Source organism: Aeromonas sanarellii, assembly GCF_000820085.1.
Lineage (GTDB): Bacteria > Pseudomonadota > Gammaproteobacteria > Enterobacterales > Aeromonadaceae > Aeromonas > Aeromonas sanarellii.
Genome location: NZ_CDBN01000095.1, coordinates 1 through 22,453, shown reverse-complemented (window position 1 = coordinate 22,453; position 22,453 = coordinate 1). Strand labels below are relative to the sequence as shown.

19 protein-coding genes are annotated in these 22,453 nt (G+C 64.3%); 12 read left to right on the top strand and 7 right to left on the bottom strand.

Going from position 1 to position 22,453, the window contains the following annotated elements; genetic code table 11:
- Positions 1–59: 59 nt before the first annotated feature.
- The 5 genes from BN1132_RS18065 (at position 60) to BN1132_RS18045 (ending at position 7,750) form a co-directional block, all read left to right on the top strand.
- Positions 60–845 carry a TatD family hydrolase gene (locus tag BN1132_RS18065; protein WP_042079215.1) on the top strand — a complete coding sequence of 262 codons (786 nt, stop codon included), beginning with the start codon at positions 60–62 and terminating at the stop codon, positions 843–845.
- Between the two features lie 3 nt (positions 846–848).
- Positions 849–1,868, top strand: coding sequence for a porphobilinogen synthase (hemB, locus tag BN1132_RS18060; protein WP_042079214.1), 1,020 nt, complete (start codon positions 849–851; stop codon positions 1,866–1,868).
- A gap of 219 nt (positions 1,869–2,087) precedes the next feature.
- Positions 2,088–4,130 carry an oligopeptidase A gene (gene prlC / locus BN1132_RS18055; RefSeq protein ID WP_042079213.1) on the top strand — a complete coding sequence of 681 codons (2,043 nt, stop codon included), beginning with the start codon at positions 2,088–2,090 and terminating at the stop codon, positions 4,128–4,130.
- Between the two features lie 242 nt (positions 4,131–4,372).
- Positions 4,373–6,937, top strand: coding sequence for a sensor domain-containing phosphodiesterase (locus tag BN1132_RS18050; RefSeq protein WP_042079212.1), 2,565 nt, complete (start codon positions 4,373–4,375; stop codon positions 6,935–6,937).
- Between the two features lie 51 nt (positions 6,938–6,988).
- Positions 6,989–7,750 carry a class I SAM-dependent methyltransferase gene (locus BN1132_RS18045; protein ID WP_411914129.1) on the top strand — a complete coding sequence of 254 codons (762 nt, stop codon included), beginning with the start codon at positions 6,989–6,991 and terminating at the stop codon, positions 7,748–7,750.
- A gap of 80 nt (positions 7,751–7,830) precedes the next feature.
- Here the strand turns inward: BN1132_RS18045 and BN1132_RS18040 are convergent, their stop codons facing one another.
- The 4 genes from BN1132_RS18040 to rhlB all read right to left on the bottom strand — a co-directional run bounded on the left by BN1132_RS18040 (position 7,831) and on the right by rhlB (position 12,083).
- Complete coding sequence (locus tag BN1132_RS18040; protein WP_042079211.1) at positions 7,831–8,073, bottom strand: Rho-binding antiterminator; 243 nt, start codon at positions 8,071–8,073, stop codon at positions 7,831–7,833.
- Positions 8,074–8,103: 30 nt separating this feature from the next.
- Positions 8,104–9,087, bottom strand: a complete 984-nt coding sequence (locus tag BN1132_RS18035; RefSeq protein ID WP_042079210.1) for a DUF4382 domain-containing protein — start codon at positions 9,085–9,087, stop codon at positions 8,104–8,106.
- Positions 9,088–9,289: 202 nt separating this feature from the next.
- Positions 9,290–10,780 (bottom strand): guanosine-5'-triphosphate,3'-diphosphate diphosphatase, encoded by a 1,491-nt coding sequence (gppA, locus tag BN1132_RS18030; RefSeq protein ID WP_042079209.1) that lies wholly within the window; start codon positions 10,778–10,780, stop codon positions 9,290–9,292.
- A 13-nt stretch (positions 10,781–10,793) separates the two neighbouring features.
- Positions 10,794–12,083, bottom strand: coding sequence for an ATP-dependent RNA helicase RhlB (gene rhlB, locus BN1132_RS18025; protein WP_042079208.1), 1,290 nt, complete (start codon positions 12,081–12,083; stop codon positions 10,794–10,796).
- Between the two features lie 113 nt (positions 12,084–12,196).
- Between rhlB and trxA the strand changes: the two genes are divergently transcribed.
- From trxA to fre, 5 genes are all read left to right on the top strand, one after another.
- Entirely contained in the window at positions 12,197–12,523 is a 327-nt protein-coding gene (trxA, locus tag BN1132_RS18020) for a thioredoxin TrxA (RefSeq protein ID WP_042079207.1), read from the top strand.
- Between the two features lie 204 nt (positions 12,524–12,727).
- Positions 12,728–13,993: a transcription termination factor Rho gene (rho, locus tag BN1132_RS18015; protein ID WP_042079206.1), complete on the top strand. Its 1,266-nt coding sequence runs from the start codon at positions 12,728–12,730 to the stop codon at positions 13,991–13,993.
- Positions 13,994–14,101: 108 nt separating this feature from the next.
- Positions 14,102–15,106, top strand: a complete 1,005-nt coding sequence (locus BN1132_RS18010) for a hypothetical protein (RefSeq protein WP_042079204.1) — start codon at positions 14,102–14,104, stop codon at positions 15,104–15,106.
- Between the two features lie 33 nt (positions 15,107–15,139).
- Positions 15,140–16,609, top strand: a complete 1,470-nt coding sequence (gene ubiD, locus BN1132_RS18005) for a 4-hydroxy-3-polyprenylbenzoate decarboxylase (protein WP_042079203.1) — start codon at positions 15,140–15,142, stop codon at positions 16,607–16,609.
- 154 nt (positions 16,610–16,763) lie between these two features.
- Positions 16,764–17,462, top strand: coding sequence for an NAD(P)H-flavin reductase (gene fre, locus BN1132_RS18000; protein ID WP_042079201.1), 699 nt, complete (start codon positions 16,764–16,766; stop codon positions 17,460–17,462).
- A 160-nt stretch (positions 17,463–17,622) separates the two neighbouring features.
- On the opposite strand, the gene ubiK is transcribed toward fre, so the two are convergent.
- Entirely contained in the window at positions 17,623–17,880 is a 258-nt protein-coding gene (gene ubiK, locus BN1132_RS17995; RefSeq protein ID WP_042079200.1) for a ubiquinone biosynthesis accessory factor UbiK, read from the bottom strand.
- 302 nt (positions 17,881–18,182) lie between these two features.
- Between ubiK and BN1132_RS17990 the strand changes: the two genes are divergently transcribed.
- Positions 18,183–20,612, top strand: coding sequence for a VolA/Pla-1 family phospholipase (locus tag BN1132_RS17990; protein WP_042079199.1), 2,430 nt, complete (start codon positions 18,183–18,185; stop codon positions 20,610–20,612).
- A 186-nt stretch (positions 20,613–20,798) separates the two neighbouring features.
- Here the strand turns inward: BN1132_RS17990 and glpG are convergent, their stop codons facing one another.
- The gene (gene glpG, locus BN1132_RS17985) at positions 20,799–21,632 is read right to left on the bottom strand and encodes a rhomboid family intramembrane serine protease GlpG (RefSeq protein ID WP_042079226.1); all 834 of its coding nucleotides are present in this window, start codon (positions 21,630–21,632) and stop codon (positions 20,799–20,801) included.
- A 29-nt stretch (positions 21,633–21,661) separates the two neighbouring features.
- Entirely contained in the window at positions 21,662–21,985 is a 324-nt protein-coding gene (gene glpE / locus BN1132_RS17980) for a thiosulfate sulfurtransferase GlpE (protein ID WP_042079198.1), read from the bottom strand.
- A gap of 164 nt (positions 21,986–22,149) precedes the next feature.
- Between glpE and BN1132_RS17975 the strand changes: the two genes are divergently transcribed.
- Positions 22,150–22,453: LysE family translocator (locus tag BN1132_RS17975; RefSeq protein WP_244462970.1), on the top strand; the 304-nt coding region annotated here is incomplete at its 3' end.

Genomic DNA, 22,453 nt, shown 5'->3' with positions numbered 1-22,453 from the left:
CGAGTAGATGGTTTTCAAATACCTGATATGCATCTCTTCTGTTCGGAACCCATGAGCCCATGATCGACATCGGTTTGAACCTGACCAGCAGCCAGTTTGCCGGCGAGCAGGCCGACCTGGTGGCCCGCGCCCGTGCCGCCGGGGTGGAGGCGCTGATCCTGACCGGCACGGATCTGGTCGGCAGCCGGGAGAGCGCCACGCTTGCCACCCGCTGGCCGGGCTACTGCTTCTCCACCGCCGGGGTGCATCCCCACGATGCCAAGGGCGTCGATGAGGCCACCCTGCCCGCCTTGCGCGAGCTGGCGGCCCTGCCCCAGGTGGTGGCCATCGGCGAGTGCGGTCTCGACTACAACCGCGACTTCTCCCCCCGTCCGGTGCAGGACGCGGTGTTCGACGCCCAGCTGGCCCTGGCCGCCGAGCTCGGGATGCCGGTGTTTCTGCACTGCCGGGACGCCCACGCCCGTTTCGTCGAGATCCTGCGTCCCTGGCTGCCCCGCCTGCCGGGGGCCGTGCTGCACTGCTTCACCGGCACCGACGCCGAGCTGGACCAGTGCCTGGCGCTGGGGCTGCACATCGGGGTGACCGGCTGGCTCTGCGACGAGCGCCGTGGCCAGCTGCTGCGCGAGCAGGTGGCCCGCATCCCGGCCGGACGCCTGATGATAGAGACGGACGCCCCCTACCTGGTGCCGCGGGATCTGAAACCCAGGCCCAAACGCAACGAACCCGCTTTCTTGCCGCACATCGCCCAGGTGGTGGCGGCCTGCCGTGGTGAAGCGCCCGAGGCCTTGCTGGCCCATACCCGGGCCACCTCCGCCGCATTCTTCCAACTTCCGCTTTTGGAGTGATTCATGGCCACAACTCTTCCGGGGGCCTTCCCGGGTCGTCGCCTGCGCCGGGTGCGCAAACATGATTTCAGCCGCCGTCTGGTGCGCGAGCATACGCTGACCGTCGACGATCTCATCTATCCGGTGTTCGTGCTGGAGGGGGAAGGGCAGCGTGAGGCCGTCGCCTCCATGCCTGGGGTGGATCGCCTCTCCATCGATCTGCTGCTCGAAGAGGCCGCCGAACTGGTGGCCCTCGGCGTGCCAGCGGTGGCCCTGTTCCCGGTGACACCGCTGGCGCGAAAGAGCCTGATGGCGGAAGAGGCCTACAACCCGGATGCCCTGGCCCAGCGTGCCACCCGTGCCCTCAAGGCCCGCTTCCCCGAGCTCGGGGTCATCACGGACGTGGCGCTGGATCCCTTCACCACCCACGGTCAGGACGGCATCATCGACGATGAAGGCTATGTGATGAACGACATCACCACCGAGATCCTGGTGAAGCAGGCGCTCTCCCACGCCGCTGCGGGTGCCGATATCGTCGCGCCGTCCGACATGATGGACGGTCGTATCGGTGCCATCCGGGCTGCGCTTGAGGAGAACGGCTTCGTCAACGTCCAGATCATGGCCTACTCCGCCAAGTACGCCTCCCACTACTACGGCCCGTTCCGCGATGCCGTGGGCTCCGCCGCCAACCTCGGCAAGAGCAACAAGGCCACCTACCAGATGGACCCGGCCAACGGCGACGAGGCCCTGCACGAGGTGGCCCTCGACATCGCCGAAGGGGCCGACAGCGTCATGGTCAAGCCGGGCATGCCCTATCTGGACGTGATCCGCCGGGTCAAGGATCAGTTCGGGGTGCCCACCTTCGCCTATCAGGTGAGCGGCGAGTACGCCATGCACATGGCCGCCATCCAGAACGGCTGGCTGAAGGAGAAGGAGTGCGTGCTGGAGTCCCTGCTCTGCTTCAAGCGGGCCGGTGCCGACGGCATCCTCACCTATTTCGCCAAGCGGGTCGCCCAGTGGTTGCAGGAAGACGCCCGGCGCTGATCATGTGGCGTGACTGAGCGGACAATGCCGGCCCCGGGGCCGGCATTGTCGTCTCTGGCGGGCGAGCCGGTGATTTTGTGAGCGGTTTTCCTCAAAAAGTGGGCAAGAGCCCGTCTCTTGGCGGCAAAGGCTTGATAAATGGGGTTTCTGCCTACATCTTAGATGGTCCAAGCAAGCTTCTGGACGGCAGGGGCTGCAGAGCATTTAGAGGTACCGCAGATGACTAACCCTTTGCTGACAATGGACTCGCTGCCTCCCTTCAGCCAGATCCAGCCCGATCAGGTGCAACCTGCCGTGACGCAGGCCATCGCCGATTGCAAACAGAAGATTGAGGACGTGCTGGCCCAGAAGGAACCCCACACCTGGGACAGCCTGATCGCGCCGCTGGAAGAGGTCAATGACCGCCTCTCCCGGATCTGGTCGCCCGTCAGCCACCTCAACGCCGTACTCAACAGCGAGGCGCTGCGGGCGGCTCACGACGCCTGCCTGCCGCTGCTCTCCGAATTCCAGACCTATGTCGGCCAGCATGAAGGCCTCTATCAGGCCTATCTGGCGCTGTCCGAGAGCGACGACTTCCCGCGGCTGGACGATGCCCAGCGCAAGGAGATCCAGAACACCCTGCGCGACTTCCGCCTCTCCGGCATCGGCCTGCCCGCCGAGGCGCAGCAGCGCTACGGCGAGATCCAGGCCCGCCTCTCCGAGCTGGCCTCCCGGTTCAGCAACAACGTGCTGGACGCGACCCAGGGCTGGAGCAAGCTGGTGACCGACGAGGCCGAACTGGCCGGGCTGCCGCAGAGCGCACAGGCCGCCGCCCGCCAGTTGGCCGAACTGAAGGGCAAGGAGGGGTGGCTGTTCACCCTGGACATCCCCTCCTACCTGCCGGTCATGATGTACGCCGACAACCGCGCCCTGCGCGCCGAGCTGTACGAGGCCTTCACCACCCGCGCCTCCGACCAGGGACCGAACGCCGGCAAGTGGGACAACTCCGCCATCATGACCGAGCTGCTCGCCCTGCGCCGCGAGCTGGCCCGGCTGCTGGGCTTTGCCAACTATGCCGAGCTGTCGCTCGCCACCAAGATGGCGGACAAGCCCGAGCAGGTGGTGACCTTCCTCACGGATCTCGCGGCCAAGTCCCTGCCGCAAGGCAAGGCGGAGCTCGAAGAGATCCGCGCCTTCGCCGCCGAACAGCACGGTCAGACCGAGCTGGCGGCCTGGGATCTCGCCTATTACGCCGAGAAGCTCAAGCAGCACAAGTTCGCCATCTCCGACGAGCAGCTGCGCCCCTACTTCCCCGCCGGCAAGGTGGTGAAGGGGCTGTTCGAGGTGGTCAGGCGGGTGTTCGGCATGAAGGTGCGCGAGCGCCTCGGCATCGACACCTGGCACCCGGACGTGCGCTTCTACGACATCTTCGACGCCGATGACGAGCTGCGCGGCAGTTTCTACCTCGACCTCTACGCCCGCGAGCACAAGCAGGGGGGAGCCTGGATGGACGTCTGCCTCGGTCGTCGCTACCGTCAGGACGGCTCGCTGCAAAAGCCGGTGGCCTACCTGACCTGCAACTTCAACGGCCCGGTGGATGGCAAGCCGGCACTGTTTACCCATAACGAAGTGGTCACCCTGTTCCACGAGTTCGGCCACGGCATTCACCACATGCTGACCCGGGTCGACGTGGCCGGGGTGGCCGGCATCAACGGCGTGGCCTGGGACGCGGTGGAGCTGCCGAGCCAGTTCCTCGAGAACTGGTGCTGGGAGTCCGAGGCCCTGGCCTTCATCTCCGGTCATCATGAAACAGGGGAGCCGCTGCCCGCGGATCTACTGGAGAAGATGATGACGGCCCGCAACTTCCAGGCGGCCATGCAGATGCTGCGCCAGCTGGAGTTCGCCCTGTTCGACTTCCGCCTGCACCAGGAGTTTGACCCGGCCAGCCAGGACCAGATCCCGGCGCTGCTGGCACAGGTGCGCAGCCAGGTGGCGGTGATGACGCCCCCCGCGTTCAACCGCTTCCAGCACAGCTTCTCCCACATCTTCGCCGGCGGCTATGCGGCGGGCTACTACAGCTACAAGTGGGCCGAGGTGCTCTCCGCCGACGCCTTCTCCCGCTTCGAGGAAGAGGGGATCTTCAACCCGGTCACCGGCCAGTCCTTCCTGAAGCACATTCTCGAGAAGGGGGGCTCGAAGGAGCCGATGGAGCTGTTCCGCGCCTTCCGTGGCCGTGAGCCCCAGGTGGATGCCCTGCTGCGCCACAGCGGCATCGCGGCCTGAGTGGCCTTCAGCTTGCCGGACGGGCAGGAGCGGCGGGCCCCTGCTGCCCGCCGATCCGGTGAGTTTCAAGCAGGTACATATTTGCGGCATAGTGGGATCAAAACGTGATTTTTGAGAGAAAAAGGGACCTTTTGGTCCCTTTTCCCAAGGCTTTTTAATATCTTGCAGAGTGCATGTTTGCACTGTCCCCGCCTCTTCAGTAGAGTCGGGTTCTACCTTGCCGGGAGAGAAAGAACCTTGCCATGAGGCGAGCACTCGAGTCTGTCTATCAAATCATCTCCAGCCTGTCTCATTCGAGTGGTCAGGGATATTTCGATACCTTTGTGAGTGAAATCGCCAACGCGGTCGGGGCTGACTTCGTCCTGGTGTCGGGCAAGGATCAGGCCGGGTTGTTTTTTACCGTGCACGCCGCCTATCCCGCCTCCCTCGACATCAACTCCTACAGCTTTCCCCTCGCCAGCACCCCGGGCGAAATTGCCATGCAACAGGGGGAGGCCTGGTTTTGCGATCGCACCCGGCAGCTCTTCCCCCACGCGGCCGTGCTGGAACGCTGCGAGGTCAGGGCCTATGCCGGCATCGCGCTGAAGAGCGCCGAAGGGGAGACCATAGGGCTGTGCAGCGTCATGTTCAAACGGGCCATGCCCAGGATGGACAAGATCATGGGGCTGCTGCGCCTGCTGGCCCCCCTCGCCGGTCGCGAGCTGGCGCTGATGTATCAGCAGGAACGCCAGAGCGGGCCGGCCCAGGCGGACAACCCGGACCATCCCCACTTCCTGGACACCATGATGTCCCACGCCCCCGTGGGGATTGGCAAGCTGGATCTGGCGGGGCATATCCTCTGGGTCAACCCGGCCATCGAGAAGATGCTGGGCTACAGCCAGGAGGAGCTGCTGCGGCTCACGGTCGCCGAGATCAACCACCCGGACGACTGGCGGACCAGCATTCCGCTCTACGACGCCCTCAAGCGGGGAGAGCGTCCCGCGTTTACCCAGGAGAAGCGCTACCTGCACCGGGATGGTTCCGTACTCTGGGGGCGGGTGACGGTGACCCTGATCCGCAACGAGCAGATGCATCCCGACTACCTGATGGTGGTGCTGGAGAACATCGACCCCATCCGACGCCATGCCGAGCAGCTCAAGCTCTCCCACCGGGTCTATGACAACCTCTCCGAGGCCATCCTGGTGTGCGACGCCGACAGCCGCATCATCTCGGTGAACCCGGCGTTCGAGAAGATCACCGGCTACAGCGAGGAGGAGGCCTGCGGCCAGCGGCCCAGCATGCTCAAGTCCGGGCTGCACGATCAGACCTTCTACGCGGACATGTACCACGCCCTGGAGCGGGTGGGGATCTGGCGCGGCGAGGTGTGGAACAAGCGCAAGAACGGCAAGCTCTATCCCCAGCAGCTGATGATCAGCGCCGTGCGGGAAGGGGGCAGGATCAGCCAGTACATCGCCATCTTCAGCGATCTCTCCCAGACCAAGCTGGCGGAGCAGAAGATCGCGGCCCAGGCGAACTACGACAACCTCACCGGGCTGCCGAACCGCTGGCTGTTCGGCCGCTGCCTCACCCGCTTCTGCGAGCGGGGCGAGCGCTTCGCCCTGATGGTGCTGGATCTCAACAACTTCAAGGCGGTCAACAACAGCATGGATCACCACGTCGGTGACGCCCTGCTGAAGGAGGTGTCGGATCGGCTGGTGAGCCGGGTGCGCACCGAGGATCTGGTGGCCCGTATCGGGGGCGACGAGTTTGCCTTCCTGGTGCCCGGCATCGTCAACCGGCGCCAGGCCGAGGTGTTTGCCAAGCAGGTGATCGGCGGCTTCGCCCGCCCCTTCATGCTGGCCAACCAGCACCTCTATGTGACGGCCACCATGGGCATCACCCTCTGCCCCAACGACGGCGGCGACAGCGACGAGCTGCTGCGCAATGCCGAGCAGGCCCTGTTCGTCGCCAAGCGGCATGGCCGTCCCCTGGGCACCTACAACGCCTCCATGCGGGAAGAGGTGAGCCAGCGCCACCAGATGCAGCGCGATCTGGCGGAGGCCATCAAGCTGGGGCAGCTGACCATGGCCTACCAGCCCATCTGGGACAATCGCAGCGGCCGGGTCGCCAAGCTGGAGGCCCTGGTGCGCTGGTACCACCCCCACTGGGGTCAGGTCTCGCCGGCGGACTTCATTCCGCTGGCGGAGGAGGCGGGGCTCATCCAGGGGCTGGGGGCCCTGGTGCTGTGGCAGTCGTGCCGGGATCTGGCGCGGTTGCAGCAGTCCGGTTTCCCAGATCTGCAGATGTCCATCAATCGCTCCACCCTGGAGTTCCAGACGATCGATCCGGAGGCGAACGAGTGGCTCAGAGTGATCCGTCACTTCAACCTGGACCCGGCGGACATCATCATCGAGATCACCGAGTCCCTGCTGATGGAGACCAGCGATCAGCACAGGGTGCGGATCGATGCCCTGCGCGAGGCGGGCTGCAAGCTGGCCATCGACGACTTCGGCACCGGCTACTCGGCCCTCAACTACCTGCGCACCTTCCCGGTGGATCTGGTGAAGATCGACCGCTCCTTCGTGCGCCACATCCCCTTCAACGAGCAGGACAGGCTGCTGCTCGACGGCATCATCAACATAGTGCACAACCTCGGCATGCAGGTGGTGATCGAGGGGGTGGAGACCCGGGAGCAGCTGAACTTCCTCTGCCTGAAGGGCTGTGCCTTCACCCAGGGCTACCTGCTCAGCCGTCCGCTGCCCTATGACGATCTGGTGGAGTACCTGGGCCTCAACCGTCAGGGGATGAACCTGACCACGGTGAGCTGATCTCCCGCTTCTGCTATCATGCCGGCTCCTGCGCCGTGATGAGTCCGTGTTATGCCCCATATTCAGGTTTTCAGTGAAGTCCCCGCCCGCGATGGCGAGCTCGACGCCCTGCGGCTGCGGCTGGCCGGGGTGGAGTTTCCGGCCCCCTTCGCGCTGGTGCTGACCGAGGCACGGCTGGAGCTGCGCAAGCTGGACGAGCCCAAGCTGGGGGCCGTCTATGTGGATTTCATCGAAGGGGCTGTGGCCCATCGCCGCAAGTTCGGCGGGGGGCGCGGCCAGTCCATCGCCAAGGCGGTGGGGTTGAAGTCGGGGGCCATGCCGACCGTGGTGGACGCCACCGCCGGGCTCGGCCGTGACGCCTTCGTGCTCGCCTCCCTCGGCTGCAGGGTGACCCTGATCGAGCGCAGCCCCGTGGTGGCGGCCCTGCTGCAGGACGGCCTGGCGCGGGCGGGCCAGGATCCCGAGATAGGCCCCTGGGTGCGCGAGCGGATGCACCTGCTGCACGGGCCGGCGGTGGAGACCCTGCTGGCGCTGACCGAACGGCCCGAGGTCATCTACCTGGATCCCATGTTCCCCCACAAGCAGAAGTCGGCCCTGGTGAAGAAGGAGATGCGGGTGTTCCAGTCCCTGGTGGGGGCGGATCTGGACGCCGACGCCCTGCTGCCGGCGGCGCTCAGGATGGCGGAGAAACGGGTGGTGGTGAAGCGGCCGGACTACGCGGGATGGCTCAACGAGCAGAAGCCGAGCATGGCCATCGAGACCAAGAGCAACCGCTTCGACGTCTATGTGATGGCGGCGCTGGCGGCGGGCTGAATCGAGCGCGCTTGAGTCAAGGTGTCAGATAGCAAGAGGGCCCGCGCTGCGGGCCCTCTTTCGTTGTTCGCACTCGGCGGCTAGAAGCGGATCCGCTTCTCTTCCCCCTGCCAGAGCAGCTCCAGACTCGCCATATCCGCCAGGCTGAGGCGCTCGCCGCCTTGCAATAGCAGGTACTCGACGCCTTCTCTGGCCTCGATGGTGCGGATCCTGTCTGCCCACTGGCGGCCATCCCGACCGGTGAGGGTGACCGGCAGCTGCCAGCGGGCAGCGATCTCGAGCCAGTCGTAGAGGTCGCAACTGATGGGTTGATACCCTGTCATGGTGCTTCTCCTACCTCGGCCCCAGGCCCGTCACTGGAAATTGATGCTGGTGGTAGGGGCCGTCACCGGCTGCGCCTTCAGCACCTGCTCCAGCTGCAGCGGGTCGCCGGCCAGCTCGGGATCATCCTCGTCGCCGTTGCAGACCAGCACCATGTCGTAGCTGCCGAGGTTGACGAAGCCCAGCTCGTAGCCGTAACCACCACCCGTCAGGGGAACGACGGGGGCGCTGGCGTAGAAGCCGTTGTCGAGGTCGGCCATGTCGGGATAGGCGTCATCCCCCACAGGGCGCAGTTCGTCGTAGAAGTAGACGAAGGCCTTGTCGGTGAGCTGGCCGCCGCAAAGCCCTGCCGCCACCGTGCCCCTGACGGTGGCGACCTCGGTGTTGTTCACCAGTCGCACCCCTCTGGGCTTGAGCTTGTAATGCTCCTCGTGGCCCGGCAGCACCATGGAGTGGCGCAGGTCGAACTCTGTGGTGAAGGCGCTGAGGCCGTTGGCGGCGATGGTGAAGGCATCCAGCTTCAGCTCGTTGCTCGGCACCTCCAGCGGCTTGATCACGCCGTCATCCTGCAGGACGTAGGAGTAGGGTGTGCCATCCGGGAATTGATTGCCTGCATCCCGGCCATCCAGGATCCGCAGCCGCATCTGGCTGTAGTCGCCGGGGACCACGCTCTGGCTGGCCAGCAGGGGGCGGCTGCTGGAGCCCGGGTATTTCAGCAGATCGATATAGGTGAACAGGGGGTGGCCTGAGGCGTCCAGAGGGATGATCTCTCCCGTCGGCGTGCAGCCATCGTCCTGGGCCGATGTCAGGAAGCTGGCGGTGGTCCAGGCCAGCTCGCTCCCCGAGACGGGGTGGATGCTGATGTTGGAGACGGCGATGCAGACCTTGCTGACCGAATCCACCGGGGCATCGGAGAAGGCCAGGGACATTTCGGCATTCTGCTGGCTGTTGTCGTCACTGCCGCCACCGCAGGCGGTCAGCAGGGCAGTCAGGGCTATCAGGGGTAAATGTTTCATGGTTTCCGTTCCTGTGAGAGAGACAACTCAACTCTAGCCGAGCCGCTGGCACAGGCTAGATGGCAGGAGGGAGCGGAGAACCGGAATTGGGTTGAAAGTACAATAAAATCAACGGTAAGGCGTTGAATGGCGCCAATGATGGCTGCGAAAGGGATTGTCGGAACGGGCGGGAAAAGAAGCGAAGCGGGCGCAGGGCGCCCGTTCAGGCTTCCAGCAGGCGGGTGGACCAGCCCATCTTCTGCTGGCGCTCCACTTCCAGGCGCAGCTCGCTGGCCCGCAGGTAGTGTTCGTCCAGCCAACCTCTGGGCAGGGTCAGGGTCAGGGCATCCTCATCGGCCTGCAGCATGAACTGGGGCACTGTACCCTGGGTGCGGCGCATGCAGAGGATCAGGGAGATGCGCAGGATGCGGGCCAGCCGGATCGCCTGGCGAGCCGTCACGGCGCCCTGTTTCTCCAGCGGCTCCAGCTTGAAGTCGTCCCGCTGGTTGAGCAGCAGGGCCGACAGCAGCTTCTTCTGGGCCGGGGTGAAGCCCGGCATGTCGATGTTGTCGATGATGTAGGCGGCGTGTTGCGGCGCCTTCTTGTACTCGATGCAGAGCCCGATCTCGTGTAGCAGGGCCGCGTAGCGCAGGATCGGGCGACCGTAGCGCTTGGAGAGGCGCCAGGCTGGCTGCAACTGGGTGAAGGCCTGGATGGCGGTGTCGCGCACCCGCTCGGCGTGTTCCTTGTCCAGCTGGTAGCGGCTGATCAGGCTGTCGGCGGTGCGATCCCGGGCGTCACAGTCGTGATTGTTGCCGAGCAGACCGTAGATCAGCCCCTCGCGCAGCGCCCCACCCGCCAGCGTCATGCTCTCGATGCCGAGGGTCTCGAAGATGGCGATCAGGATGGCGAGGCCGGAGGGGAACACGGTCAGCCGCTCGGCGGCCAATCCTTCCAGCCGCAGTTGATCCAGCCTGCCGCAGGCGATGGCCTGACCCATCAGCTCCTGCAGTTTCGGCAACGTGACCCGCTCGCTCTTCCCCTGGGCCAGCATGATCTCCTGCAGCGCCTGGACGGTGCCGGAGGCGCCGACGCAGGTGCGCCAGCCGAGGGCGCGGTAATCTTCCGCTACCTTCTCCAGTACCGCCTTGGCGCCGGTGATGGCCTGCTCGAAGCGGGTCTCGGAGAGCTCGCCGTCACCGAAGTGGTTGTTGAGCCAGGTGACGCAGCCCATGTGCAGGCTGTTGAGCAGCTTGGCCTCGCTCTGCTCGCCGATCACCAGCTCGGTGCTGGCGCCGCCGATGTCGATCACCAGCCGGTTGCCTTCTCCGGCCGAGGTCCAGGAGACCCCCTCGTAGATGGTCTTGGCCTCTTCCTCGCCCGAGATGATCTCGATGCTGTGGTTGAGCACCCGTTCCGCTTCGCTCAGGAACTCGTCGACGTTGGTGGCCAGGCGCAGGGTGGCGGTGCCGACGACCCGGATGTTGTCGGACGGGATGTCCTGCAACTGCTCGGAGAAGAGGCGCAGACAGTCCCAGCCCCGCTCCATGGCGGCGCGATTGAGGCGGAAGTCGGCATCCAGGCCGGCGGCGAGGCGAACCTTGCGCTTGACCTTGGTGACGGTGCGCAGGGCGCCGGCAACCTCGCGCACCACCAGCATGTGAAAGCTGTTGGAGCCGAGGTCGATGGCGGCATAGAGAGGCGAGTTGTGCAACTTGGCCAGTCCCTCAGTTCTTGCGGGGCGGACGGCGGCGGTTGTTGCTGTTGCCGCCACCCTGGCGATCCCGCATGTTGCGGTTCACCGGCTGACGGTTGCGGAACACCCGTTTCGGGGCGGTCACGTCATCCAGCAGCGCCTCGCGGTCGTACTTGCTGACCGGGATGGGGTGGTGGATGTACTCCTCGATGGCCGGCAGGTTGAAGGCATAGTCTTCACAGGCCAGGCTGATGGAGTGACCGCTCTTGCCGGCGCGGCCGGTACGGCCGATGCGGTGGACATAGTCCTCGGCGTCGTCGGGCAGGTCGTAGTTGAAGACGTGGGTCACGTCCGGGATGTGCAGACCTCGGGCGGCCACGTCGGTGGCGACCAGGATGTCCAGCTGACCCTTGGTGAACTCGTCCAGGATCTTCATCCGTTTCTTCTGGGGCACGTCGCCAGTCAGCAGGCCGACGCGGTGGCCGTCGTTCTCCAGCCAGGCGTGAACGTCTTCACAGACGTGCTTGGTGTTGGCGAAGACGATGGCCTTCTCCGGCCACTCCTCTTCCATCAGGGAGAGCAGCAGCAACATCTTGTCTTCGTTGGAGGGGTAGAAGAGCTCCTCCTTGATGCGCACGCCCGTCATCTGCTCCGGCTCGACCTGCACGTGTTCCGGGTGGTTCATGTGCTCGTAGGCCAGCTCCTGCACCCGCAGGGAGAGGGTGGCGGAGAACAGCATGCTCAGACGCTCGGTGGCGGGGGGCATGCGGCGGAACAGGAAGCGGATGTCCTTGATGAAGCCGAGATCGAACATGCGATCCGCTTCGTCCAAGACGACGACCTGGATGTTGCCGAGATCGATGACCTTGGACTTGAAGTAGTCGATGATGCGGCCCGTGGTGCCGATCAGGATGTCGACGCCCTGCTCCAGCACGGCCAGCTGCTTGTCGTAACCTTCGCCGCCGTAGGCGAGGCCGAGTTTGAGACCGGTCGAGGCGGACATGCTCTCCGCGTCGTTATAGATCTGGACCGCCAGCTCCCGGGTCGGGGCCATGATGATGGCGCGGGGCTGGTTGACGAGGCGCGGCCTGGTCAGCGGGTGGGTCAGCAGATAGTTGAAGGTCGCCGCCAGGAAAGCCAGGGTTTTGCCGGTTCCCGTCTGGGCCTGGCCGGCGAGGTCATGACCTTCTACCAGCAGCGGCAGGGAGAGCGCCTGGATGGGCGTACAATAGTGAAATCCCTTTGATTCCAGACCAGCCAGAACTTCGGGTTCGAGGCCCATTTGGGCGAATTTTTCGGTCGTTAGATGTGTTTTGCTCATGGCGGTAGGTTATCAGGTTAGGCTTGCAATAATAAACAGGATCATTTCAAATAGGGCAACTATTGCCTTTGTTGAACCATCAATAAAGCCTTAATTACTGACTGGAGTTGGAGATGAGTGACAAGATTGTTCAGCTGAGCGATGCCAGCTTCGAGGCCGATGTAATCAAAGCCGACAGCCCCGTTCTGGTCGATTTCTGGGCTGAATGGTGTGGTCCGTGCAAGATGATTGCCCCGATCCTGAACGAGGTTGCTCAGGAATACGAAGGTCGCGTGACCGTGGCGAAATTGAACATCGATCATAACGCCGACACTCCGCCCAAATACGGCATTCGCGGTATCCCGACCCTGCTGCTGTTCAAGAATGGCGAAGTGGCAGCGACCAAGGTCGGCGCCCTGTCCAAGACGCAGTTGAAAGAGTTCCTGGACGGTAACCTGTAATAATCAAGAAGGAGCGCATTGCAATAATGCGCTCCTTGTGTTTTATCACCTAGACGCTCATCCCGATTGGTGCTAGTTTATCGCTCGTTTGCTAACCTTTTTGCCTGACTCTTTGCTTCACAAGCCTGGCAAGTCAAATCCGATCAGCATCAATCCAGCAGACTGTCTCCTCATTTCAATCCTTGCTTACAGACTTTCACCACTATGAATCTGACTGAACTTAAGAACACTCCTGTGTCCGAGCTGGTACAGCTTGGCGAATCCATGGGGTTGGAAAATCTGGCTCGGGCGCACAAGAAAGACATCATCTTTGCCATCCTCAAGGCGCACGCCAAGGGCGGTGAGGACATCTTTGGCGACGGTGTGCTGGAAATCCTGACCGATGGCTTCGGCTTCCTGCGCAGCGCAGACGGCTCCTACCTGGCCGGCCCGGACGACATCTATGTCTCCCCGAGCCAGATCCGCCGCTTCAACCTGCGCACCGGCGACACCATCTCCGGCAAGATCCGGCCGCCGAAAGAGGGCGAGCGCTACTTCGCCCTGCTCAAGGTCAACGACGTCAACTACGACCGTCCGGAAAACTCCCGCAACAAGATCCTGTTCGAGAACCTGACCCCGTTGCACGCCAACGAGCGTCTGCGCATGGAGCGTGGCAACGGCTCCACCGAAGACATCACCGCTCGCGTGCTGGATCTGGCGTCCCCCATCGGCAAGGGCCAGCGCGGCCTGATCGTCGCACCGCCTAAGGCCGGTAAGACCATGCTGCTGCAGAACATCGCCCAGAGCATCGCCTACAACCACCCGGACTGCGAGCTGATCGTCCTGCTGATCGACGAGCGTCCGGAAGAAGTGACCGAGATGCAGCGGATGGTGAAGGGCGAAGTGATCGCCTCCACCTTCGACGAGCCGGCCTCCCGTCATGTCCAGGTCGCCGAGATGGTGATCGAGAAGGCCAAACGCCTGGTCGAGCACAAGAAGGACGTGGTGATCCTGCTGGACTCCATCACCCGTCTGGCCCGTGCCTACAACACCGTCATCCCGTCCTCCGGCAAGGTACTGACCGGTGGTGTGGATGCGAACGCCCTGCACAGACCCAAGCGCTTCTTCGGCGCGGCCCGCAACGTCGAGGAGGGTGGCAGCCTGACCATCATCGCCACCGCGCTGATCGACACCGGCTCCAAGATGGATGAAGTCATCTACGAAGAGTTCAAGGGGACCGGCAACATGGAGCTGCACCTCTCGCGCAAGATCGCCGAGAAGCGCACCTACCCGGCCATCGACATCACCCGTTCCGGCACCCGCAAGGAAGAGCTGCTGACCGCGCCGGACGAGCTGCAGAAGATGTGGATACTGCGCAAGATCATCCACCCCATGGGGGAGATCGACAGCATCGAGTTCCTGATCGACAAGCTCTCTGCCACCAAGACCAACGACGAGTTCTTCGACTCCATGAAGCGTCAGCAGAAGTAACTGCCTCTTGGCATGACAAAACCGCGGCCCAGGTCGCGGTTTTTGTTTATCTATTTCACGGCTGGCTTAGTAGTATGTGAGCCTAGATGTCACAAGGATAGGGACGTCATGAAGCTGGTATTGCTCATATGGATTGGTTGCCTGCTGGCTACCCAGGCGCACGCCGATACGCCGCCTCGGCTGCAGGCCCCTCTGGTGGCGGACGAGGGGCTGCAGGGTCACCGCGACTACCTGAACAGCCGGCTGGCGCTGGGGCAGTTTGATGCCATGGACTCGCTGCTGGCATCGCTGGCGGTGGGGCAGCGGGAGTATCTGCTGTTCCGGTTGCTGGGCGATCTCAAGTCGGCCGAGGCCCCCAGCCCGGCGCTGATCGCCTGGGTGCGGGAGCAGGCCGCCAAGGCACCGCAATGGCTGGTGGAGGGGGAGGTGGACGGCTTCCTGGTCCAGCTGCCCGCCTATGACTTTGCCGCCGAGGCCAGGCTGGTGCTCCATCACTGGCAGCAGCTCGCCTGGCAAGGCAACTACCGCCAGCTGCTGGAACAGGATCGCTTCGACTTCAAGCAGATCTACTACAGCCGCAATCCGGATCTGGCGCAGCAGCAGCAGGCGCTGCTGACGGTGCTCGAGCGGCAGCCGCCGTCCGTGCTGCGGCGCGAGGCGCAGCGGCTCGCCACCCTCAACCTCTTCCTGCCGGACAACCAGCTGCTGCTGCACTTCATCGAGCGGACGGGGGACACCGCGCTCTATCTCAAGCTGTGGCGCCAACCCGTGGATCACGACAGCCTGGCGGCGCTGCACACCATTCCCCGCTTCTACTCGGGCCAGGAGGCGAGCGATCTGCTGATCGCCGCCAGCCGCAACGGTCGCCTGATGGTGCCCGCCCTGCACCAGCTCAGCCGATTGTCACCGCTGCCGGACGGGGCACAGCAGTATCTGCTGGCGGAGCTCGGCAAGCATCAATATGGCGGGCTGGTGGCCGGACTGCTGCTGGAGATGGACGAGCCCAGGCTGCTGGGGCAGCTGGCGGACAGGCTCACCCGGCAGGAGCGGCGTCACGCCTCGTCCGTCATGATGTCCGATACGGGTACACCGGATTCCCGGCCGGGGTTATAATGCGGGACCTCCTGATCCCGCTAGGGTACCTGCATGAAATACAAGGACTTGCGTGATTTCATCGCGCAGTTGGAACAAAAAGGCCAGCTCAGGCGCATCAGTCGCGAAATAGACCCCTATCTGGAGATGACCGAGATCAGCGACCGCACCCTGCGGGCGGGCGGTCCGGCCCTGCTGTTCGAAAATCCCAAGGGTCATACCATGCCGGTGCTGACGAACCTGTTCGGTACCCCGGATCGGGTCGCCATGGGCATGGGCCAGCCCGACGTCGGCGCCCTGCGCCAGGTGGGCACCTGGCTCTCCTACCTGAAGGAGCCGGAGCCGCCCAAAGGCTTCAAGGAGCTGATGGAGAAGCTGCCCATCTTCAAGCAGGTGCTCAACATGCCGACCAAGCGGCTCTCTTCCGCCCCCTGTCAGCAGGTGGTGCTGGAGGGGGAGGCGGTGGATCTGGACCAGATCCCGATCCAGCACTGCTGGCCCGGCGACGTGGCACCCCTGGTCACCTGGGGCCTCACCATCACCCGGGGCCCCTACAAGAAACGCCAGAATCTCGGCATCTATCGTCAGCAGAAGATCGGCAAGAACAAGCTCATCATGCGCTGGCTGGATCACCGGGGCGGCGCCATCGATTTTCGCGAGTGGCAGGAGGCCCATCCGGGTGAGCGCTTCCCCGTGGTGGTGGCGCTCGGCGCCGATCCTGCGACCATACTCGGCGCCGTGACGCCGGTGCCGGATACCCTCTCCGAATACGCCTTCGCCGGTCTGCTGCGAGGCAGCCGCACCGAGGTGGTGAAGGCCCTGAGCTGCGATCTGGAGGTGCCGGCCAGCGCCGAGATCGTGCTGGAAGGCTATCTGGAGCCGGGGGAGATGGCCCCCGAGGGGCCTTATGGCGATCACACCGGCTACTACAACGAGGTGGACGAGTTCCCCGTGTTCACCATCACCCATATCACCAAGCGCCGCGATGCCATCTACCACAGCACCTACACCGGCCGTCCGCCCGATGAGCCTGCGGTGCTCGGGGTGGCGCTCAACGAGGTGTTCGTGCCGCTGTTGCAGAAGCAGTTCCCCGAGATCGTGGACTTCTACCTGCCGCCGGAGGGGTGTTCCTACCGGATGGCGGTGGTCACCATCAAGAAGCGCTACCCCGGCCACGCCAAGCGGGTGATGCTGGGGGTCTGGTCCTTCCTGCGCCAGTTCATGTACACCAAGTTCGTGATCGTCTGCGACGACGACATCAACGCCCGGGACTGGAAGGACGTGATCTGGGCCATCACCACCCGGATGGACCCGGCGCGGGACACCACCCTGATCGAGCACACTCCCATCGACTACCTGGACTTCGCCTCGCCGGTCTCCGGACTCGGCTCCAAAATGGGGCTGGACGCCACCAACAAGTGGCCTGGGGAGAGCAACCGGGAGTGGGGCCAGCCCATAGTCCAGGACGAGGCGGTGAAGCATAAGATCGATGCCCTCTGGGACGAGCTGAAGATCCTCGACTGAGGGATCCCCCGAGCCGGCGGCCATGGCGATGCAAAAGTGCGGTATTGCCGTGCCGAATTGGGTATGCTCGACGGACCTGACCACGAGCTGGTCGCCATAAAAACAGTGAAACCATGAGCGAAGCGGGCCGGGCAGGCCCCTCACAAGGACAAGAATGCAACGTATCAAGTGCCGCGTAGAGGAACTGCGCGAATATGTCGACACCATCTGGCACGTGGCGCTGGCGCCGCAGCAGGAGGTGAGCTTCAAACCCGGCCAGTACCTGCTGGTGGTTATGAGCGACTCGGACAAGCGCCCCTTCTCCATCGCCAACTCGCCGACCCGCCCCGGTCGGCTGGAGCTGCAGATCGGTGCCACCCCGGAAAACGCCTATGCCGGCCAGGTGCTGGCCCGCATGCGCGAGCAGGGCGAGATCGAGGTCGAGCTGGCCGCCGGCAAGGCGTTCCTGCGCGATGAGTCTCCCCGTCCGCTGATCCTGATGGCGGGGGGCACCGGCTTCTCCTATGCCCGCGCCATCCTGGAGTACCTGATCGATACCGGCAGCAAGCGCCCTGTGTTCCTCTACTGGGGTGTGCGCCAGGCACACTGGCTCTACGAGCTGGAGCAGATGCAGCAGTGGGAGCGCGACTATGCGCCGCTGACCTTCATCCCCGTGGTGCAGGAGCCCGAGAGCGACTGGACCGGCAAGACCGGCCTGGTGCACAAGGCCATCATGGACGACTTCGTCAGCCTGCATGACTACGACATCTATGTGGCGGGTCGCTTCGAGATGGCGGGCGCTGCCCGCGAAGAGTTCAAGGTGCTGGGCGCCGAGCCTGAGCGCATCTTCGGCGACGCCTACGAGTTTATCTGATCAACCTCTGCCCACCCGTCCGCCGCGCGGGACAAGGGCTGGGGATGGGGGGAGATTTGGCTCGCTTATCCCATCGAGCCTGCACCCTGTCCGGACGTGAAAAACGACAAACCCCAGCCTGGCTGGGGTTTGTGTTATGTGCGGCGGGCGCGGGCCCGGATCACTCGTCCCTGGCGGCGAGCTGCTGCTCGAGCTGGGCCAGCTTGGCCTCGAGGGCGGTCAGCTTCTCCCGGGTGCGCAGCAGCACCTTGGTCTGCACGTCGAACTCCTCGCGGCTGACCAGATCCAGCTTGTTCAGCTGGGCCTGCAGCACCTGGCGGGTCTTCTTCTCCACCTCTTCACCCATGCTGCGAATGCCGGGGGGCAGGGCGTTGTGAATCTGTTTGGCGATCTCTTCCAGTTTTTTCGGGTCGATCATGGGGGTCTCCTTAAGCAATGGCGCCATTCTACCGACAAATCGCCCCCTTTGCCGAGATCGGGGCGGCTTTTTGCGCCACTGCCCAGATCAGGCTCTGGTCGGGTCTGGTTATCCGCCGGATGCTGCTACCCTCTGGCGCCGGGGCTCGATTCCAATTCCTTGACATTGTACACAAAAAAATCAGATCAGATGACCGACCAGAGGGCTTATTAATTGTTGCGTTGCTGTTAATATGGCTCGGTCGGGTTTGAACCCTACCCCGTCAGGCTCATCATGGATAACAACATAAAAGAGATAAGGATATGAAGAAAAAGCTAATTTATGCGGCCGTCATCAGTGCGCTGCTGAGCGGTTGTGGTGGCAGTGACGACAACACAGGCGATACCTCAAGCTATCTCGATTATCTGCTGAGCGGTTCCAACGCGGTTCGTCCCAGCGCCCTGGCCGCCCGTGCCACCGACGGCACCCTGAAGTTCTCCACCGAGACGGCGGATCTCTCCAACCCTGTCTCCGCCCTCTCCACCCTGGATGGCTGGTCCACCACCCAGGCGATCCAGATAGTGCCCGTGACTGCCTCCGGCATCACCGTCAAGGCGCCGGCCGCCGCCGAGTTCGCCGCCTCTGTGGCACCGCTTTATCTGATGGAGCTGGAGTTTGACAGCGCCGCCCTGCGCCCGAGCGGCGTGAAGAAGGTACTGACCTATGGCGTGGACTTCGTGGTCGCCGAGTCGGCCGGCAAGCTGAACCTGGTGCCGCTCAAGCCGCTCAACCCCTCCTCCTACTACATGATCGTCGCAACCGACTCGTTGAAAGACAGCACGGGCAACCCCCTGCGTCCGGGCAGCGACTACAGCACCTACAAGGGCAGTACCGGCGGCACTGCCCAGGAGCAGACCATCAGCGGCCTGATCGCGCTGCAGGAAGGGCTGTTCAAGGCGGCCACCGGCATCACCAGCGACCACGTGATCTTCTCCGACTGGTTCGGTACCCAGTCCGGGGCCGACGTGCTGGTGGCGGTGAAAGGGGCGGCCGCATCCGTGCTGAAGAGCCCGACCCTGGACGCCGCCGGCCTGTGGAAGCAGGACGCCCTGGGCCATACCAGCCTGCCCGGCACCTACACCCTGGCCGTGACGGGCAAGAATGATTTCCTGACCCAGCTGGACGCCGAGGCCTTCCTGCCCCAGGAGCAGAAGGATGCGATTGCCGCCGCCGTTGACGCCAACCCGCAACTGAAAGGCCTGGCTGGCATGACTCAGGTCTATACCGGCACCGTCAAGCTGCCCTACTTCCTCTCCTCTCCGGCCACCGCCGGCTCCTGGGACAAGGCCAGGACCCAGTCCTGGCACGGCGCCATCCCCAGCCTCTACGCCATCGCCAACGCCCTGAAGGTCCAGGATGCCGAGGTGATTGGCGGTCTGGTGGGGGCGGGCGTGGATCCCGCCCTGCTGGGCGAACTCATCGCCGATCCGAGCCGTCAGGCCGAGCTGCTGGCGGAGGCGAGCAAGCTGATCGGGGTGACCCTCACCTCCGGCGGCAAACCGCTGGATCCCGAGATGAACGTCGGCCGCTTCAACCCGCTGCCGGCGCTGGAAGAGGTGCAGTCCGTGCCGATGCGTGTCTTCGCCGCAACGGATGACCTGACGACCATCACAGACGTGATCATCTATCAGCACGGCGTCACCTCGGTGAAGGAGAACGCCTATGCCCTGGCCCTGGGCCAGATCGGTGCCGGTACACAGGCCAAACCAACGGCTAAAAATGTGGCCGTGGTGGTGATCGATCATCCCCTGCACGGCGAGCGCGGCTTCGCCCTGACCGGCAGCCTGGACTCGGTGACCACCTCCGAGAACCCGACCCCCTACCTGAACCTGAGCTACCTGACCGTGGCCCGCGACAACCTGAAACAGAGCGTGGCGGATCTGCTGGGCCTGCGTCTGGCGGTGGGTCTGGCCAATGCCAAGGGCGCCATCGGCACCGCAGGCAGCCTCAAGGTGCACTTCCTGGGCCACTCCCTGGGCGCCATCGCCGGGGCCAACCTGCTGGCGGTGGCTAACCAGTCCATCGGCAATCTCCAGGCCGATGCCCTGTTCAAGTTCGACACCGGCGGCCTGGCCATGCCGGGTGGCGGCATAGCGCCGCTGCTGTTGAACTCGCCGACCTTCGGCCCGACGATCCAGATGAGCGTGCTGACCGCCGGCAGCTCGGCCCTGAAGGCGGCCTTCACCGCCTATGCCCCGAACTGCAAGACGGCGGTGCCGACCTGCTTCGTCAACGAGTTCCTGCCGAGCCAGGATGCGGCCACCCAGGCGAGCGCGGCCAGCACCCTGCAGAGCTACAGCTTCGCGGCCCAGTCGGTGCTGGATTCGGCAGACCCGATCAACCTGGGGAGCGGCATAGCGGCGGACTTCCCGCTGTTTGCCACTGAAGTCGTCGGCGACGACGCCCTGAGCCTGTCGGATCGGGTGATCCCGAACAGCATCGCCACCGCCCCGCTGGGTGGGACCGAGCCGCTGTTCAAGGTGCTGGCCCTTCAACCGCTGACCGCCACCGGCGCCGCCAGCCACCATGCGGCCCGTTTCGTGGCCGGGGGGCACAGCTCGCTGCTGGCACCGGACGAGGACTTCGATCCGACCGGCGCCGTCACCACAGAGATGCAGACCCAGTTCGGCAGCTTCTTCGCAAGCGATGGTGCTCTGGTCAAGGTGACCGACGCCAGCCTGCTCAAGCAGTAAGCCGGCCGACCAATAAAAACGCCGCCCCAAGGGGCGGCGTTTTCGTTGCTGGCAATGGGTACAGGGATCGTCAGGTCGGTTTGTGGTGCCTGTCCAGCCAGCCCTGAGCAAGGCCCACCAGTAGGCCGACCAGGTGAGCCATGTTGGCGGTCGCTATGGTTGCCGAGCTTTGCCGACAACCAGGTCTCACACCGGTCTGTGGTGCCTGTCCAGCCAGCCTTGGGCCAGGCCGACCAGCAGGCCGACCAGGTGAGCCATGTTGGCCGTGGGGGTGCCGAGCATGTCGAAGAAGCCGAGCACCAGCCAGACCAGCATGAAGCCCATCAGGGCCGGCGGCATGGCGAGGCCGCAATCCGGTTGCAGCCTGGCGCGCAGCCAGCTGTAGCCGAGCAGGGCATAGACCACCCCGGAGAGGCCGCCGAAGCGCGGGCCGCTCGCGAAGAATTCGGCGATGTTGGGGAGGGCTGCCCCGACGATGAGCAGGATGAACAGCTTGCCGCTGCCGAGGCGCTGCTCGATCTGGCCCCCCAGATACCACCACCACAGCAGGTTGAACACCAGGTGCAGCACCGAGAAGTGGATGAAGGCCGGGGTGACGTAACGCCAGGCCTGCCAGTCGGTGAACTGGGCCAGGGTGGGGTGGAAGGCGAGCTCGTCGAAGATGGGCAGGCCGATGGCATCCAGGGCATAGATGGCCAGGCAGGCGATGATGACCACCAGGGTCAGGGGGCCCGCCTGATGGAGAAAGTCGGTAATCGGATCCGTCATCCCCTTGCTGTAGTCGATGCGGGCGTCGGCCCGGCCAGACTGCCAGGAGGCTTCCATGTAGCGGGGATGATTGGGCTCGGCCAGGAAGCGCTTCACCTCCTGCTGGGCCTGGGCGAGGCGCCGCTCGTCCGCCAGCCAGACCGAGACGCCGAGCTCGGACTGGGTCAGCTCGCACGGGATGCCCAGGGTGGCGAGGTAATCCACCAGCGCCTGGGCCATGCGGGCGTCGCCCAGCACCAGCAGCTGGATCATGCCGGCCGGGGAGGAGTTGCCTGCCTCCGTCATGCGTCCCCCGCCTGGATCGGGAACTCCCTGCGCCAGGCCTCGAAACCGCCATCCAGGCTGTAGACCTCGTCATAGCCTTGTTGCAGCAGGTACTGGGCCGCCCCCTGGCTGCTGTTGCCGTGGTAGCACATCACGATGACAGGGGTATCGAAGTCCACCTCGTTCATAAAGCGCACCAGGGTGCCGTTGGTGAGGTGGAAGGCGCCGACCGCGTGGGCCGTCTCGAAGGATTGGGGATCGCGAATGTCCACGAGACGGGCTTCACCGGCGCTCAGCTTCTGGTGGGCATCCTGGGCGCTGATATGGGCAAACTGGTCCATTGAGATGTCCTGAAAATGGGGGATTGAAGGGCAGTTTACCGCAAGCGGGGGCTGGCGCTAAGCCCGCAATGTGTGTGGATTTCCGGGGGATCGCAATTTCCTTCAATATCGGGCGGGGGCGAATGACTAGGGTGGAGACTCCACTCCTTTTACGAGCATCATCCATGGAAATCAGTCTGTTGTTCTCCATGGCCGGGTTTGCCCTGGCCATGTCCATCTCCCCCGGTCCGGTCAACCTGGTCGCCCTCGGCACCGGCGCCCGTTACGGCTTCCCCGCCAGCCTGCGCCACGTGGTGGGGGCGACCATGGGCTTCATCCTGTTGCTGCTGCTGATGGGGCTGGGCCTCGGCGGCGCCCTGTCCCGCTGGCCCCTGGTGGCCGGCGTCCTGCACTGGGGCGGCGTGCTCTTTCTCTGCTACCTGGCCTGGCAGTTGCTGGTGGACTCCGGTCGGGTGGAGGGGGTGGACG